Origin of the sequence: Corynebacterium maris DSM 45190 (genome assembly GCF_000442645.1) — a bacterium.
GTDB classification, from domain to species: domain Bacteria; phylum Actinomycetota; class Actinomycetes; order Mycobacteriales; family Mycobacteriaceae; genus Corynebacterium; species Corynebacterium maris.
In genome coordinates, this window is record NC_021915.1 from 2,688,336 (window position 1) to 2,702,643 (window position 14,308).

Consider the following 14,308-nt stretch of genomic DNA (forward strand, 5'->3'; position numbering starts at 1 on the left):
TGGCCCGCAAGGAAGCACTATGCGCGCGCATAGTGCGGCCGGGGCCTATTTCTGGCCGGCCTGGCCCTTCTCGTCGGCATTGCCGGCGGCCGCCTCATCGCCGCCCTCCACCTCGGCGTCCTCAATGGCCGCCTGGTTCGGGGCCTTCTTCCCCGCTTCCAGGGAAGAGGTCTCAGATTTGAGGGACGCGCGGATCTCGTCGAGTTTGGCGGAGGCCTTCATGTCGGTGCCCGCCGCCGCGATCTCGCCCATCCGGTCGTTGACGGTGTTGCCCAGGAGCTCTTGCTGGCCGAGCGCGTCCGAGTAGCGGCGCTCGATCTTCTCACGCACGCCGTCCAGGGTGGGGACGTTGCCGTCGGGAGAAAGGCTGGTGTTGATCGACTGCATCGCCTCGCTGGATTTCTGCTGCATCTCCGCCTGATCGGCCTGCGCCATGAGCTTGTCCACCTCCGCGAGCTGTTCCTTGAGCCGCGCCTCGGACTGCTGCTGCTGGGTCTGCGCCTGTTCGGCCGCCTGGGTGGCCTGTTCGTGCAGGGTCTTGGTCTGCTCGATCTCCTGCTCCACGGCCACCAGCTGGGACGCCAGGACTTCAGCGGTGTTGGAGTACTGGGAAGCCTTCTCCGAGTCGCCTTCGACGGAGGCCTGATCCGCGAGCTTGATGGCGTTGCGGGCCTTCTCCGCGTAATCGTCCTGAGACTTGACCAGACGGTCCATCTGCATTTCAAGCTGGCGCTTGTTGCCCAGGACCGAAGCCGCCTGGCTGGTGATCTCCTGATGCTGCTTCTTGGCTGCTTCCACCGCCTGCTGAATCTGCACCTTGGGGTCGGTGTTCTCGTCGATCTTCTGGTCGAAGGAAGCCATCAGGTACTTCCAGCCCTTGCTGAACGGATTAGCCATGGTCGGTGTCCTTCTTTCTGTGGGTCGTCGGGGCCGGACAGATCAGGGACCGGCCCGAGCTTCGAATCGCTGCTTTGAGTCCTTCTATGTCTGCGAGTCTACGGATTTCAGTGGGGCCCGGCCGGTCTTGCGGCGCGAAAACCCTTTCTATCCGGCAAAAAGAAGAACCCGGCCCTCCCTGTGATCCAGGGTGGCCGGGTGCTGTCGGGGCAGTGCCCGCGAGGGGTTAGTTCTGCTCTTCCTGAGCGGCGTTCTGCTCGGCGACCTGCTTACGGACGTCGTCCATGTCGAGGCCCTTGACCTGGCCGATGAGGTCCTCGAAGGCGGCCGGCGGCAGAGCGCCGGCCTCGCGGTAGACGAGGATGCCGTCGCGGAAGGCCATCAGGGTCGGGATGGCCTGGATCTGCAGGGCCGCGGCCAGCTGCTCGTTGGCCTCGGTGTCCAGCTTGGCGAAGGTCGCGTCGGAGTGCTGCTCGGAGGCCTTCTCGTAGGTCGGCGCGAACTGCTTGCACGGGCCGCACCATTCTGCCCAGGCGTCGACGAAGACGATGCCCTCGCCGGTGACGGTCTGCTCGAAAGTGTCCTCGGTGATGTCGATGGTTGCCATAAGTTACTCCTAAATTTATGTGGGGTTTGTCATGAACTCGGGCCCCACCCTAGCGGTTGACCTAGTGTGAATTCATCCTTCGTTCACCACAACACTAGCGGGACGGAGTCCATTCCCTCCCGCACGGAAAGGACTGCAGTCTGATGCAGAAGACTTACACCCTGCACGGCACTCTCAACGATTTTTCCAGGGAGAACCTGATCACGCAGGTCAGCGAGCTTCCCGGCATGCAGGGTGCAGAACTGGCCCAGTCGGAGAAGGCTTCCAACGAGTGGACCCTAGAGGTCACCGGTGAGCTGATCAGCGACGAATGGATTGAGGGCACCGTGGAGTCCGCCGGCCTCGTCGTCAACGAGGACGACTGACCGCCACCCCTTGATAGGTACCCCTCAGGGGTATACGGTCGGAGGTGGAGAGCCCCCCGAAGAAAGGTTGCACCCATGGCAGAGAACGTCAAGAATTACACCGTCGAAGGCATGACCTGCGGACATTGCGAAATGTCCGTCAAGGAAGAAGTCGGCGAAATCGCCGGCATCTCCACCGTGACGGCTTCGCACGAGACCGGACAGGTGTCCGTCGCTGGCGAGGACTTCACCGATGAGCAGGTCGCCGCCGCCGTCGAGGAGGCCGGCTACACCGTCAAGGCCTAGCCCCCTTCCGACCTCGCCCGCCACCCCGCCAGGACACGTTTCCCGGGGTGGCGGGTTTTTTACCCTTGATAGATACCCCACGGGGGTATATAGTAGGGGTCAGAACACTACCGCCGACCCCACTACGAGAAGTGAAGGACAATGACACAGACCCCCACCCCGGTGGACGCCACCCACGTGGCGCACCTGGAGCTCGGCGTGACCGGAATGACATGCACCTCGTGCTCTTCCCGCGTCGAGCGCAAGCTCAATAAGGCCGACGGGGCGAACGCGACGGTCAATTACGCCACCGAGTCCGCCGCCATCGACTACGACCCCACCAAGCTCGACGAGGGCGAACTCATCGAGATCGTCCGCAACGCCGGCTACGACGCTTTCACCATGGCCGACCCGAACGCCCCCGCCGAAGCCGACGACGCAGACGTCGCCGACGGCGCGGCGGTCGGCGACCGCCACGAGCAGGCCCGCGAGGCGGAGACGAAGGACCTGAAGTCCCGGCTGATCTGGTCGGCGATCATGTCGATCCCGGTCGTCGCGGTCTCCATGATCCCGGACCTGCAGTTCGTGAACTGGCAGTGGGCGGCGCTCGTGCTGACCACCCTGATCTACCTCTACGGCGGAGCCCCCTTCCACCGCGCGACGTGGGTGAACCTGCGCCACGGCTCCACCACCATGGACACGCTCGTGTCCCTGGGCACCACCGCCGCCTACCTCTGGTCGCTGTGGGCGCTGTTCTTCGGCAACGCCGGCGAACCCGGCATGGTGATGGAGATGAGCCTGCTGCCGCGTGACGACGGCATGGACCACATCTATCTCGAGACCGTCGCCGTGGTCATCACCTTCTTGCTGCTCGGCCGCTGGTTCGAGGTCCGGGCCAAGGGCCAGTCCTCGGCCGCCCTGAAGTCCCTGCTGGACATGGGCGCCAAGGACGCCGTCATGCTCCGCGACGGCGCCGAGGTCCGCGTTCCCGTCTCACAGCTGCAGGTCGGCGACGTCTTCGTCGTCCGCCCGGGAGAAAAGATCGCCACCGACGGCCGCGTCCTGGAGGGCACCTCCGCCATCGACGAATCGATGCTGACCGGCGAGTCCGTCCCCGTCGAGGCCGCCGTGGGCACGGCGGTCACCGGCGCCACGATCAACACCTCCGGCCGACTGCTCGTGGAGGTCACCCGCACCGGCGGAGACACCACGCTGTCGCAGATGGCCAAGCTGGTCACCGAGGCCCAGTCGAAGAAGGCGCCGGTTCAGCGCCTGGTGGACAAGATCTCCGCGATCTTCGTGCCGACGGTCATCGTCATCGCGATCCTCGCCCTCATCATCCACCTCGCCATCGGCAACGACGTGAACTGGGCGTTCTCGGCGGCGGTGGCCGTGCTCATCATCGCCTGCCCGTGCGCCCTCGGCCTGGCCACCCCGACCGCCCTGCTGGTGGGCACCTCCCGTGGCGCGCAGTCGGGCCTGCTGATCAAGGGCCCGGAGGTGCTCGAGTCCACCCGTCAGGTCGACACCGTCGTCATGGACAAGACCGGCACCGTCACCGAGGGCGCCATGTCCGTCACCGGCGTCCACGCCACCCAAGGCCACGACGAGGACAAGGTCCTCTCCCTCGCCGCGGCCGTCGAAGCCGGCTCCGAGCACCCCATCGCCAAGGCCGTCGTCGCGGAGGCGGACCGCGCGGTCGTCACCCCGGAGGCGACCGACTTCGCCAACACCGCAGGCCGCGGCGTCACCGCCGTGGTCGAAGGCCGCACCGTCACCGTGGGCCGCCCCGCAGGCGATCTGCCGGCCGACCTGGCCACGGCCTTCGAGGACGCCCAGTCCCAGGGCGCCACCCCCGTCGCCGTCTACGTCGACGACGTGCCCGCCGGCGTGATCGTCGTGCGCGACACCATCAAGACCTCCTCCGCCGAGGCGGTCGCCCAGCTGAAGAAGCTCGGCCTCACCCCGCACCTGCTCACCGGCGACAACGCCAAGGCCGCCGCGGCGGTCGCCCAGGAGGTCGGCATCGACCCGGACAACGTCATCGCGGACGTGATGCCGGAGGACAAGGTCGCGGCCGTCGACAAGCTGCAGGCCGAAGGCAAGCGGGTGGCCATGGTCGGTGACGGCGTGAACGACGCCGCCGCCCTGGCCCAGGCGGACCTGGGGCTGGCCATGGGGGCGGGCACCGACGTCGCCATCGAGGCCTCCGACATCACGCTGATGAACAACGACCTGCGCTCCACCGGCGACGCCATCCGCCTGTCGCGCCGCACGTTGACCACCATCCGGGGCAACCTGTTCTGGGCCTTCGCCTACAACGTGGTGCTCATCCCGGTCGCGGCCGTCGGGTTCCTCAACCCCGGCCTGGCGGGCATGGCGATGGCCTTCTCGTCGGTGTTCGTGGTGCTCAACTCGCTGACGTTGCGCGGTTTTAAATCCAGCCACCAGTAACTGCGGAGCAGCGCGCGGGGGTTATCCTTTAGCCGTCACAGTCGTCGGCCCTAAAAGGACGTCCCCGCAATGAGCTCCCCCGCCCCTCGACTCACCCGGAACCAGCGGCTCGACCGCCTCCCGGTCACCGGCAAGCACCGGCGTCTGCTCGTGGGCTCCGGCGTCGGGTGGGCGCTCGACGCCATGGACGTCGGGCTGATCTCCTTCATCATGGCCGCGCTGGCCGTGCACTGGAACCTCACCTCCACGGAAACCTCCTGGATCGCCTCCGTCGGCTTCTTGGGGATGGCGCTGGGCGCCACCTTCGGCGGACTGCTGGCCGATAAATTCGGGCGTCGGCAAGTCTTCGCCGTCACCCTGCTGGTCTACGGCGTGGCGACGGGCGCTTCCGCCCTGTCCACTGGTCTGGCCGTACTCATCGCCCTGCGTTTCGTGGTGGGGTTGGGCCTCGGTGCGGAGCTGCCCGTCGCCTCCACCCTCGTCAGCGAGTTCTCGCCGCGCAAGATCCGCGGACGCATGGTCGTGCTGCTCGAGGCGTGGTGGGCCGTCGGCTGGGTCGCCGCGGCCGTGATCGGCACCTTCGTGGTCGCCGGTTCCGACAACGGCTGGCGGTGGGCGCTGTTGATCGGCATGGTCCCGGCCGCCTACGCCCTGTATGTGCGGTGGGGGATGCCGGAATCGGTGCGCTTCCTGGAAAGAAAAGGCCGCCGCGAGGAGGCCGAGGACGTGGTGCGCAGCTTCGAGGCCGACGTCCCGGCCGAGGAGCTGGCCCGCATCGACGCGGAAAACGCGGCGTCCCCGGGCGTCGCCAAGGACATGGCCGCGGCGCAGGAGACGTCGATCTGGTCCCCCGCCCTGCGGGGCCGCACGATCGCGTTCTGGATCGTGTGGTTCTGTGTCTCATTGTCCTATTACGGGGCGTTCACGTGGATTCCGTCGTTGCTCGTGGCCGACGGGTTCACCATGGTGCGTTCCTTCAGCTTCACGCTGATCATCACCGTGGCGCAGCTGCCGGGCTATGCGGTGGCCGCCTGGCTGATCGAGCGCTGGGGACGGCGCCTGACCCTGGCGGTGTTTTTGGTCGGTTCCGCCGCCTCAGCGGGGCTTTTCGGCCTCGCCAGCGAAGAATGGATGATTCTCGCGGCGGGCTGCCTGCTGTCGTTCTTCAACCTGGGCGCCTGGGGCGCGCTGTATGCGATCGGCCCGGAGCTGTATCCCACGAATATCCGTGCCACCGGCACGGGCGCGGCGGCGGGGTTCGGCCGCATCGCGTCGATCGTCGCCCCGTTGATCGTTCCGCCGGTCATGGCGTTCGGCGGGGCGGCGTGGTTGTTCGGGTTGTTCGCGCTGTCTTTCGCGATTGCCGCGGTGGCTGCCTTCACCCTGCCCGAACAGCGGGGGAAGGTGTTGGACGCTTAGCGTCCGAACAGGCGGGAAAAGAAGCCCTTCTTGCGGGGGCCGGTGACCTCTGCGAGATCGTCGATGCTCCGAGGCAGGTTCAGCAGGAGGGTGTTGTCCTCCGTGCGGGCCACCATCGGGGTGTCGTCGAGCCGCGCGAAGGTCGTTGCACAGGCCGCGTCGGCGTTGATGGTCTTGATGCTCATCGCGCTCTCCTTAAAGTTGTTGTTGCTTGGCGATGCTCCCGATAGTAGCGGAGTTTGCACTGGTCAGAGCGATTGGTAAGGCAATCCTAAAAGGAGAGATTTTTAGATAGGCTGCCCTAAAACGGCCCCAAAACAGCCTAAAAGTGCGTGTTTCGGGGCGCTTAAATCCGACGGGTGCGACCTAGCCCACAAAAATGACCAATGACGTAGATCACATAGTTTGATCAGTAGTGACACAAAAGAATGATGTTTGATGAATATAAATCGACCGGGTGCCCCGTCCCCGGTCGATTCCCCTCTCCCTTCGGAGGGCCATCGCCCTCCCGGAGGGCTTTAGCCGTGCGCCATGTTCACGAAACGCGAGTAATGCAACTGGTGCGCGACCGGCACCGTGTCGATCGGCCCGCCACGGTGCTTCGCGACGATGATGTCCGCCTCGCCCGCGCGCTCGCTGTCGCGCTCCTGCGAATCCGGGCGGTTGAGCAGCATGACGATGTCCGCGTCCTGCTCCAGCGAACCCGACTCACGCAGATCCGCCAGCTGCGGCTTCTTGTCCGGCCGGTTCTCCGGCCCACGGTTCAGCTGCGAAATAGCGATCACGGGCACATCCAACTCCTTCGCCAATAGCTTGAGCTGACGCGAGAACTCCGAGACCTCCTGCTGGCGCGACTCCACCTGCTTGCCGGAGCTCATCAGCTGGAGGTAGTCCAGCACGACCAGATCCAGCCCGTGCGCCTGCTTCAGGCGGCGGGCCTTCGAACGGATCTCCATCATCGTCAGGCTCGGGGAGTCGTCGATGAACAGCGGGGCGTCCTGGATCTCATTGAGCCGGTCCGTCAACTTGTCCCACTGCGAGGCCTCCATCTTGCCGGCGCGCATGTCCGTCAGCTTGATGGCCGTCTCCGCGCTCAGCAGGCGCATGACGATCTCCGAGGCGCTCATCTCCAGAGAGAAGATCACTGAAGACTTGTGGTGCCCCAACGACGCCGAACGCATGAAATCGAGCGCCAACGTCGACTTACCCACGCCCGGACGCGCCGCGATGATGATCATCTGGCCGCCGTGCAGGCCGTTGGTCAGATTGTCCAGGTCAGTGAAGCCCGTGGGCACGCCGATGGCGGTGCCCTGGTCGCGCTGAAAAGCGGCGAGCTCATCCAGCGTCGGGGTCAACAGGTCACCCAGCACCTGGTAGTCCTCCACGGACTTGTTCTGCGCGACCGCGAACACCTCCTGCTGGGCCCGGTCGACGACGACTTCGACCTCGGCGCCCTCCGCGCCCTCGTAGCCCAGCTGGACCACGCGTGTGCCGGCTTCCACCAACCGGCGCAGGATCGCCTTCTCCGACACAATCTCCGCGTAATAGCGCGCGTTGGCCGCCGTGGGCACCGAAGAGATCAGGGTGTGCAGATACGGCGCCCCGCCGATGCGCTCCAGCTCGTTGAGCCGGTCGAGCCGACCGGACACGATCACCGGATCAATGTCCGTGCCGGAAGAGTACAGATCCAGCATCGCCTGGTAGATCAGCTGATGCGCCGGGTAGTAGAAGTCCTCCGGCGCCAGCTCCTCGACCACCTCGGTGACCGTGTTCGGGCTGAGCAGCATCGCGCCGAGCACGCCCTGCTCCGCTTCCCGGTCGTGCGGGGGCTGCCGGAAATCGCCGTAGCGCTGCGGTTCGTCGCCGCCCCGGTTCCGGAAGCGTCGCTTACCGCCGAAACGTCCGTCACCGCCGCGGTTTCCGGACCAGGAGCCCTGGTCGGGGTCCTCCGGCTCCGGCGGCGGAACGAAGTCGTCGTCGAAGCTGTCAAAGTCGCCGGTGTTGTCGCCGGCTCCGCTGCTGGTGGTCATGATGCCTTTCCGCTGGGCTGCTCGTCGCCTCCCGAAGGGTCGCGGAGCCGCGCAGGGCGCCGGGCCGGGGGAGGTCAATGGATCTGAGTGTAAGGGGTTTTCCGGCCGACATGAAAGACGCCGGCCAGCTCCTGGGGAGAACTCTCATCCGCGTGGCCGGGCTGTTTCTGCGCACGCTATGACCTCTGGTTACGCACAAGGCCTGTGCACAACTTCGCTGGAATTAACCTGCTGTGGACGCTTCTGACAACCAATGTTCCACAGCGTTTGTGGATAACTCAGGTTGACGGTGCGTAAACGGCGTGTCTCCCCCACCCTGCCCTGTGGAGTCTTTGGGGATAACTGGGCACACCTTCTCCCGATTCCGGAGTATGCGCAGGTAGCGAACTCGAGTGTCTTGTGGATAGATTGTTGTCTTTCGTGGATAACTTCCTGACCAGCCCATTTGGTCGGGTTATTTTTCCCACGTCCGCAATGAATACACACGTTACGGCAGGTGAACCTGAGGTGAATTATCCACAGCTATCCACAGGGTGAGGATGGTACCCACAGAGCGACCACTTTGACCTGGCACACTGCCCCAAAAATGCGAATGCCCCCGCACCACGTGCGAGGGCATAAGCATGCTGTTGTCATGGGCTCGTATTAGAGCCGTCGATTACCGGTGGTAACTGTGTGAGTTACTGGGCAACGACCGAAAAGTTCACCTTGCCGGAAACCTCGGGGTGCAGTTTGACTACAACCTGGTAGTTACCGGTCTTCTTGACCAGACCCTTGGGCAGCTCAATGTTGCGCTTGTCCAGGGTCGGCCCGCCTGCCTTCTTGACGGCGTCAGCGAGGTCGCCCGCCTTGACGGAGCCGAAGAGCTTGCCGTTGGCCGAAGTCTTCACCGGCACGGTCACGTCGGTCAAGCCGTCGAGCTGCTCGCGCACCTCATGGGCGTGGTCGAGATCGCGGATTTCGCGGGCAGCCTGTGCACGCTTGATCTCCTCGATCTCCTTTTCTGCGCCACGGGTGGCCGGGATAGCCAGGCCCCGCGGAAGCAGGTAGTTGCGTCCGTAGCCGTTCTTGACCTCGACGATGTCGCCGGGAGCGCCAAGTTTGTCAACGGCAGCGGTGAGGATCAGTTTCATGATCCCTGCCTTTCGTTGTTTAAAAAGGGTGGTGGTTCGATGTGTGAAGCGACGAACTCGTCATTAGAACGGGGGTTCATCATCAGCGCCGGATCCGCCGAAACCGCCGGCCGAGGGCGCGGAGTTCCACGGATCGTTCGCCGGCGCCTGGTTCTGCTGGTTCGGATTGTTTCCGCCGGGGTTGCCACCGCCGCCGAAACCGCCGCCGGGGTTTCCGCCCCAGTTGCCGCCGCCACCAGCGTTGCCACCGCCGCCAAAGCCGCCGCCGGGGTTTCCGCCCCAGTTGCCGCCGCCACCAGCGTTGCCGCCACCGCCAAAGCCGCCGCCACCGCCGCCTTCACGCGGGGTGCGGTTGACCTGGGCGGTCGCGAACTTCAGGGAGGGGCCGACCTCGTCGACCTCCACCTCGTAGACGGTGCGGTTGTCGCCGTCCTTGGTCTGGTAGGAGCGCTGCTTCAGACGGCCGTTGACGATGACGCGCATACCCTTCGAGAGGCTTTCCGCGACATTCTCGGCTGCCTGGCGCCACACGTTGCAGGTCAGGAACAGGGCCTCGCCATCCTCGTACTGACCCGCATCGCGGTTGTACACGCGCGGCGTCGAGGCGACTCGGAAGTTTGCGACGGCAGCACCCGACGGGGTGAAGCGCAGCTCCGGGTCGGCGACGACGTTGCCGACGAGGGTGATTGGTGTGTCTCCGATGGCCATGTGTATTCCTCTTCCTTACAAGTGCATATCCGGGCGATGATGCGTTCCGGAGGCGGGTGTGTCTGTTCCGCCTCCCAGTATTCCCGTTCTTACTTGTCGGTGCGCAGAACCTTGGTGCGCAGGACGTTGTCGCTCAGGTTGAGAAGACGGTCGAGCTCCGCAACAGATTCGGAGTTACAGGTCAGCTCGGCGACGACGTAGACGCCTTCTTCCTGCTTCTCGATCGGGTAGGCCAAGCGACGCTTGCCCCACACATCAACCTTGTCCACGGATCCCTTTTCCTTGCGGATGATCTCCAGGTACTTGTCCAGGGACGGGGCTGCGGTGCGTTCATCCTGACTAGGGTTCAGAATGATCATTACTTCGTAGTGACGCACGGACCTCATCACCTCCTGTGGTCTAGTAGTTTTTCGGCCACACCCAGATTAGGTATGGCAGGAGGGTCGTTGCGTCAAGCAACCCGATCAGACTACCGCAATCGCAGGTCAAAGCGAAACCAGCCACGGCGCCTCCCCGACCCGTCAGCCACCGGCGGACTCCGCGCGGGCGACGGCGAGGAAATCGCTCGCCGGCGGCACCAGGGGAGCGTCCGGCCACACCACCCGCAGCGGGCGGCGCAAGTCCACCCCCGTGGTGGGCACGTCCACGACCTGCCCCGTGCGCAGGGCGGCGTCGACCACCAGGCGGGAGAGCACCGCCGGCGCGACCCCGGCGACGACGGAACCGAGCACCGCGGAATTGGAGCTGACCTCCAGGGCCGGGTCGGCACGCCCCAGGTCGTCGAGGAGGGCGTCGAGGGTGCCCCGGGTGCCGGACCCGGGCTCCCTGACGACGAGGGCGGTGGCCGCCAGTTCCGCCGCGTCGACGGGGCGGGAACGTCGCGCCCACGGGTGGCCGGGGGCGACGACGAGGGCGAGTTCGTCGCTGAGGAGCATGTTGACGCGGACGCCGGTGACGTCCGCCGGGGATTCCACGAAGCCGATGTCGATGACGCCGGTGGCCAGCGCATGCAGGGTGTCCTCGGAGTTGGCGACCTTGAGGGTCACCTCGACCTCCGGGTGCTCGATGCGGAAACGGGCCAGCCACCGCGGCGCGAGATATTCCGCGATCGTCTGCGAGGCCCCGACGGCCAGGTGGCCGCCGACCTCGGCCCGCAGCGACGCCACCGCATGCGTGAAGTCATCGACCGCACGGAGCGCCTCTTCCGCCCAGGTGGCGACGAGCTCACCGTGCGGGCTCAGGCGCGATCCGCTGGCGGAACGGTCCACCAGGTGCAACCCCGTGACGCGCTCATAGCGGGCCAGGGCGCGTGACGCGTTAGATTGCGCCATGCCCAGACGCCGGGCCGCCTTGCCCACGGATCCCAGGTCGCCGATGAGAACCAACAGTCGCATCGTGGTCAGTTCCGCGTCTCGGCTCATGCGTTCATGATATGTGCTCATGGCAAAGGAAGTCTTCCCACCCCTCGGCCCGCAAGCCAGAATGGAAGATATGACTTGTCGTACCTCCACCTCCACCGTGGCCCCAGCCGCCGCCACGCCCGCCTGGTTCGCCCCCTTGCCCGGCCTGGCGCTGTGCCTGCTCGGCGCCCTCGCGGCGGCGGGGATCGGCGCGCTCGTTCCGGTGCTGCCGCCGCTGTTGCTGGCCATTGTGTTGGGAGCCGCACTGGCCAACCTCATCGACCTGCCGCAGATCCTCACCCCAGGGATAACCGTGGCCGCCAAGCACCTGCTGCGGCTGGGCATCGTGCTGCTCGGGCTGGCCATCGCCCTGCCCGACATCTTGAGCCTGGGCTGGGGAGTGCTGCTCACCGTCTGCGCCGTCGTCGCGGGCGGCATGGCCTTCACCGTCTGGCTGGGCCGCCGGCTGGGCGTGGACGAGCACCTGACGCTGCTGATCGCGGCGGGGTTTTCCGTCTGCGGCGCCGCCGCCGTCGCCGGGGCGCAGACCGTGGTGCGCGCCGCCCGCGCCACCGTGGTCGCGGCCTTGACGCTGGTGGTGCTGTTCGGCACCCTCGCCATTCCGCTGTTCCCCGCCCTCGCCGGGGTGCTCGGCATGGCCCCGGACGTCGCCGGGGCGTGGATCGGGGCCGGCGTCCATGAGGTCGCTCAAGTGGTGGCCGCGGCGGGGATCATCGACGGGCCGGACTCCACCGCCATGCAGTACGCCGTCGTCGTCAAGCTCGCCCGCGTGGTCCTGCTGGTCGCGGTGATCGCGGCGCTCGGGGTGTACGTGCGGCGCCGCGGACTGACCGCCGACGACGGGGAGGAAGGCGCGGATCCGGCGCACCGGCCCCCGCTGATCCCCGGTTTCGTCCTCGGGTTCCTGGCCATGGTCGCCCTCGCCACGGCCGACGCCGCGTCCGGGTTCCTGCCCGCCCCGGCGCTGGACGCCGCGTCGACGCTGCAGACGCTGTTGCTGACGATGGCGATGTTCGCCCTGGGCTGCGGCGTGAAGTTCACGGACCTGCGGCAGGTCGGTTGGCGGCCCCTGGTGTTGGGGCTGTCCACGTCGGTAACGGTGGCGGCCGTCGGCGCCGTCGGAGTCAGCGTCTCCCTCACCGGGTGACGACCCTTCTCGGCGCGCCCCGAGAATGGGTCAGCTGGGCGTCTGGGCGGCGAAAAAGATCGCCAGGGTGACGGGGACGACGGTGACGAAGATCAGGGACGTGATCCCGAGCGTCACCGGGATCCACACCGGCTTTTTCCGCATGACGGCGACGAAGGCCGTCGCGATGCAGAAGAAACCGATGACGATGGACGCAATCCCCAACATAGTGATCAGCATGACGACACTTTCTTCTCAGGGGCGTCTCCCGCTGCGTGGGAGGCGCCGTCCCGCCCGGCGGCGGATCTGCGGCTGAGCCGGTCGGCCCACCCGAAGGCTCCCGCCAGCGGGTCGAGCCCCTCGTGCGCCGCCGCGACCTTGTCGTGGCCGCGACCGAGCATCTGGCGGATCACAAGCACCATCATCACAATAATGAACGCGCCTCGGATCACGATCACCAGATTCAACAGCTCCCCCGGCGCGCCGTTGTTCTCCACGCCGTGCATGTGCCACATCAACACCGGCCACACGAGCGCTTCCGCGGTCATCCAGCTCAGCAGCAGCCGCCACCGCGGCAAGGCGAGGACCGCGGGGATGAGCAGCCAGAGGGAGTACTGCGGCGACCAGACTTTGTTGACGAGCAGGAAGGCCGCCACGATGAGGAACACCAGTTCCGCCACCCGGGGCCTACGCCGCACGCGGAGGCCGAGCACGAAGATCGCCAGGCAGGCGCCGGCGAAGAGGAGGAAGGTCACGGCGTTAAGGATGGTGGGGGCGCCGGCGCCGGAGTCGAAGCCCGTCCAGCCGGTGGCACGGGCGACGACCGCCCAGACCGTGGTCCATTCCCAGCCGCGCTCGCTGTTGAGGCGGAGGAATTCTTTCCACGCCGCGGGGTAGGCGAGCAGGACGGGGACGTTCACGACCGCCCAGGACGCGGCGGCGGTGATCGTCATGCGGGTCATCGGCCGCCACTGCAGCGAGCGCACGGCAAGCACGAGATAGGCGCCGAGGATAAACAGCGGCCACAGTTTGAAGGCGGTGCCCAGGCCGACGGCGACTCCCGCCCAGCCGGGTCGGCCTTTCTTCATCAGCAGCAGCGCCGCCGCGACCGCGGTGACCGACGGGATGTCCCAGTTGGTGAAGGCGTGGACGACGACCAGCGGGGAGGCGGCGACCAGGACGGTGTCCCAGATGCGGTTGCCGGCCAGGTCGGCGACGATGCGCACGGTGATCACCCACAGGCCGGCGAGGAGGAAGGCGGTGAGGCAGAAGTACCAGGCGGCCTCCGCGATGGTGAAGGGCAGCGCCTCAATCACCGGGTAGGTGAGGCGGGTGAGCCAGCCCGTGAGTCCTTGGAACAGTCCGGCGAGGACCGGGTACTCCATGTAGCGCGTCAGGTCGCCTTCCTGCCAGGAGTAGGCGTAGGGAAAGCCCGGCTGGTCGAGCCCGCGTCCGTGGTACAGGGGGATGACGTCGTTGTAGCAGGCGGAGACGTATTGGCGGTTGCCGGACCAGTCCAGGTCGACGCCCCCGCCCTCGCCGCGTGTCCCTTGCAGGCAATTCGCCTTGCTCAGGAAGCCGAAGGCCAGGAACACCAACGACGTGAGGGTCAGGACACGGACGGGGGTCCACCATCGGGCGACACCGACGTCGGCGTGGCGGCCGATGCGGCCGCCGAGAAAGGTGATGAAGCCGCGGGCGAGGGGTTCTTCCATGGCGGGGGAGGAACGACGGGCGGGGTGTTCCGTCGGGCCGTGGGGGCGGCGGGGTGCGCCTTTCTCCGGTGCTCCGCTCATCTGGGGTCTGCTTTCTGCCGTGCATTCACGTGATTGACCGTAGCCCCCGTACAAAGCGCAACGCGCACGCGGTGTGCGTGCGCGTTGC

The 14,308-nt window shown here is 66.4% G+C and carries 15 protein-coding genes; 5 read left to right on the forward strand and 10 right to left on the reverse strand.

Annotation, left to right across the window (positions count from 1 at the left end; all coding sequences use genetic code 11):
• Positions 1-45: 45 nt before the first annotated feature.
• Together B841_RS12500 and B841_RS12505 are read right to left on the reverse strand one after the other, a co-directional pair.
• Complete coding sequence (locus B841_RS12500; RefSeq protein WP_020936510.1) at positions 46-897, reverse strand: PspA/IM30 family protein; 852 nt, start codon at positions 895-897, stop codon at positions 46-48.
• A gap of 226 nt (positions 898-1,123) precedes the next feature.
• Entirely contained in the window at positions 1,124-1,504 is a 381-nt protein-coding gene (locus B841_RS12505) for a thioredoxin family protein (RefSeq protein WP_020936511.1), read from the reverse strand.
• A 143-nt stretch (positions 1,505-1,647) separates the two neighbouring features.
• Here B841_RS12505 and B841_RS12510 point away from each other — a divergent pair, with 143 nt between their 5' ends.
• The 4 genes from B841_RS12510 (at position 1,648) to B841_RS12525 (ending at position 6,006) form a co-directional block, all read left to right on the forward strand.
• Positions 1,648-1,869, forward strand: a complete 222-nt coding sequence (locus B841_RS12510) for a hypothetical protein (protein WP_020936512.1) — start codon at positions 1,648-1,650, stop codon at positions 1,867-1,869.
• 75 nt (positions 1,870-1,944) lie between these two features.
• Complete coding sequence (locus B841_RS12515) at positions 1,945-2,154, forward strand: heavy-metal-associated domain-containing protein (RefSeq protein ID WP_020936513.1); 210 nt, start codon at positions 1,945-1,947, stop codon at positions 2,152-2,154.
• A 141-nt stretch (positions 2,155-2,295) separates the two neighbouring features.
• The gene (locus tag B841_RS12520; RefSeq protein ID WP_020936514.1) at positions 2,296-4,587 is read left to right on the forward strand and encodes a heavy metal translocating P-type ATPase; all 2,292 of its coding nucleotides are present in this window, start codon (positions 2,296-2,298) and stop codon (positions 4,585-4,587) included.
• Between the two features lie 69 nt (positions 4,588-4,656).
• A complete protein-coding gene (locus B841_RS12525) occupies positions 4,657-6,006 on the forward strand; it encodes an MFS transporter (protein ID WP_020936515.1) in 1,350 nt (449 codons plus the stop codon).
• On the opposite strand, the gene B841_RS12530 is transcribed toward B841_RS12525, so the two are convergent.
• The 6 genes from B841_RS12530 to B841_RS12555 all read right to left on the reverse strand — a co-directional run bounded on the left by B841_RS12530 (position 6,003) and on the right by B841_RS12555 (position 11,319).
• A complete protein-coding gene (locus B841_RS12530; protein ID WP_020936516.1) occupies positions 6,003-6,191 on the reverse strand; it encodes a hypothetical protein in 189 nt (62 codons plus the stop codon). The genes B841_RS12525 and B841_RS12530 overlap by 4 nt on opposite strands.
• A gap of 333 nt (positions 6,192-6,524) precedes the next feature.
• A complete protein-coding gene (gene dnaB, locus B841_RS12535; RefSeq protein WP_020936517.1) occupies positions 6,525-8,036 on the reverse strand; it encodes a replicative DNA helicase in 1,512 nt (503 codons plus the stop codon).
• Positions 8,037-8,716: 680 nt separating this feature from the next.
• Entirely contained in the window at positions 8,717-9,169 is a 453-nt protein-coding gene (rplI, locus tag B841_RS12540) for a 50S ribosomal protein L9 (protein WP_020936518.1), read from the reverse strand.
• 63 nt (positions 9,170-9,232) lie between these two features.
• Complete coding sequence (locus B841_RS12545) at positions 9,233-9,877, reverse strand: single-stranded DNA-binding protein (RefSeq protein WP_020936519.1); 645 nt, start codon at positions 9,875-9,877, stop codon at positions 9,233-9,235.
• An 89-nt stretch (positions 9,878-9,966) separates the two neighbouring features.
• Entirely contained in the window at positions 9,967-10,254 is a 288-nt protein-coding gene (gene rpsF, locus B841_RS12550; protein ID WP_020936520.1) for a 30S ribosomal protein S6, read from the reverse strand.
• 144 nt (positions 10,255-10,398) lie between these two features.
• On the reverse strand, positions 10,399-11,319 hold the full coding sequence (locus B841_RS12555; protein WP_211215536.1) for a LysR family transcriptional regulator: 921 nt from the start codon (positions 11,317-11,319) through the stop codon (positions 10,399-10,401).
• A 49-nt stretch (positions 11,320-11,368) separates the two neighbouring features.
• Here B841_RS12555 and B841_RS12560 point away from each other — a divergent pair, with 49 nt between their 5' ends.
• A complete protein-coding gene (locus tag B841_RS12560; RefSeq protein WP_020936522.1) occupies positions 11,369-12,445 on the forward strand; it encodes a YeiH family protein in 1,077 nt (358 codons plus the stop codon).
• A gap of 30 nt (positions 12,446-12,475) precedes the next feature.
• On the opposite strand, the gene B841_RS12565 is transcribed toward B841_RS12560, so the two are convergent.
• Together B841_RS12565 and B841_RS12570 are read right to left on the reverse strand one after the other, a co-directional pair.
• Complete coding sequence (locus B841_RS12565) at positions 12,476-12,664, reverse strand: hypothetical protein (RefSeq protein ID WP_020936523.1); 189 nt, start codon at positions 12,662-12,664, stop codon at positions 12,476-12,478.
• Positions 12,658-14,139: a glycosyltransferase family 87 protein gene (locus B841_RS12570; protein WP_052337773.1), complete on the reverse strand. Its 1,482-nt coding sequence runs from the start codon at positions 14,137-14,139 to the stop codon at positions 12,658-12,660. The genes B841_RS12565 and B841_RS12570 overlap by 7 nt, the downstream gene beginning before the upstream one ends.
• Between the last annotated feature and the right edge of the window lie 169 nt (positions 14,140-14,308).

What these genes read in the sequence shown, in the direction of transcription:
- B841_RS12515 (WP_020936513.1), top strand. Translation starts at nt 1,945, where the DNA reads ATGGCAGAGAACGTCAAGAATTACACCGTCGAAGGCATGACCTGCGGA.
- B841_RS12545 (WP_020936519.1), bottom strand. Translation starts at nt 9,877, where the DNA reads ATGGCCATCGGAGACACACCAATCACCCTCGTCGGCAACGTCGTCGCC.
- rplI (WP_020936518.1), bottom strand. Translation starts at nt 9,169, where the DNA reads ATGAAACTGATCCTCACCGCTGCCGTTGACAAACTTGGCGCTCCCGGC.
- B841_RS12520 (WP_020936514.1), top strand. Translation starts at nt 2,296, where the DNA reads ATGACACAGACCCCCACCCCGGTGGACGCCACCCACGTGGCGCACCTG.
- B841_RS12570 (WP_052337773.1), bottom strand. Translation starts at nt 14,139, where the DNA reads ATGGAAGAACCCCTCGCCCGCGGCTTCATCACCTTTCTCGGCGGCCGC.
- B841_RS12560 (WP_020936522.1), top strand. Translation starts at nt 11,369, where the DNA reads ATGACTTGTCGTACCTCCACCTCCACCGTGGCCCCAGCCGCCGCCACG.
- B841_RS12555 (WP_211215536.1), bottom strand. Translation starts at nt 11,319, where the DNA reads ATGAGCACATATCATGAACGCATGAGCCGAGACGCGGAACTGACCACG.
- B841_RS12510 (WP_020936512.1), top strand. Translation starts at nt 1,648, where the DNA reads ATGCAGAAGACTTACACCCTGCACGGCACTCTCAACGATTTTTCCAGG.
- B841_RS12505 (WP_020936511.1), bottom strand. Translation starts at nt 1,504, where the DNA reads ATGGCAACCATCGACATCACCGAGGACACTTTCGAGCAGACCGTCACC.
- B841_RS12525 (WP_020936515.1), top strand. Translation starts at nt 4,657, where the DNA reads ATGAGCTCCCCCGCCCCTCGACTCACCCGGAACCAGCGGCTCGACCGC.
- dnaB (WP_020936517.1), bottom strand. Translation starts at nt 8,036, where the DNA reads ATGACCACCAGCAGCGGAGCCGGCGACAACACCGGCGACTTTGACAGC.
- B841_RS12500 (WP_020936510.1), bottom strand. Translation starts at nt 897, where the DNA reads ATGGCTAATCCGTTCAGCAAGGGCTGGAAGTACCTGATGGCTTCCTTC.
- B841_RS12530 (WP_020936516.1), bottom strand. Translation starts at nt 6,191, where the DNA reads ATGAGCATCAAGACCATCAACGCCGACGCGGCCTGTGCAACGACCTTC.
- B841_RS12565 (WP_020936523.1), bottom strand. Translation starts at nt 12,664, where the DNA reads ATGCTGATCACTATGTTGGGGATTGCGTCCATCGTCATCGGTTTCTTC.